Raw genomic sequence first — 642 nt, forward strand, 5'->3', positions numbered from 1 at the left:
GCGGCGCGTGCGGCGGTGACGGAGTTCTTCATCAGCCATACGTCGGTGACCGGCCCGACACCGCCGGGCACGGGGGTCGCGGCACGGACCTGGTGCAGGACCGCGGGCAGATCGACGTCGCCGACCAGCCGGATGCGGCCGGTCTCGGGGTCGGGCACCGGGTTGATCCCGACATCGATGATCACCGCGCCGTCGGCGACGTGCTCGGCGCTGATCAGGTCGGGGACGCCGGCGGCGACGATGAGGACGTCGGCGCGGCGGGTGAACTCGGCGAGGTGTCCCGAGTGCGAGGCCCACTCGTCGCAGGAGATCACGACCGCGTCGCGGGCGTGGCCCAGGGCCAGTGCGGGCTTGCCGACGTTGTTGGAGCGGCCGACCACGACGATCGTGGCGCTGCGGTAGAAGCGGCGGCGGTCCTGTCCGGTGGCGTCGAGCCAGCCGTCGAGGATGTGGAACGCCGAGGCCGGTGTCGAGGGCACGAACCGCGGCGTGCCCAGGGCGAGCAGCCCGGCGTTCTCGGGGTGCACCGCCTCGATGTCCTTGTGCGGGTCGAGCACCGAGAACAGGACCGGCTCGGGGATGTCGGCGGGGAACGGGCGCAGCAGGAGGATCCCGTGCACACCCGGATCGGCGTTGAGCTGC

1 protein-coding gene is annotated in these 642 nt (G+C 72.6%); it reads right to left on the reverse strand.

Going from position 1 to position 642, the window contains the following annotated elements:
- On the reverse strand, window positions 1–620 hold a 620-nt coding region (locus tag QSK03_RS32930), incomplete at its 3' end, for a bifunctional 5,10-methylene-tetrahydrofolate dehydrogenase/5,10-methylene-tetrahydrofolate cyclohydrolase (protein ID WP_285660056.1).
- Window positions 621–642: the final 22 nt, after the last annotated feature.

Source organism: Actinomycetospora sp. NBRC 106375 (assembly GCF_030269665.1).
Taxonomy (GTDB): Bacteria; Actinomycetota; Actinomycetes; order Mycobacteriales; family Pseudonocardiaceae; genus Actinomycetospora.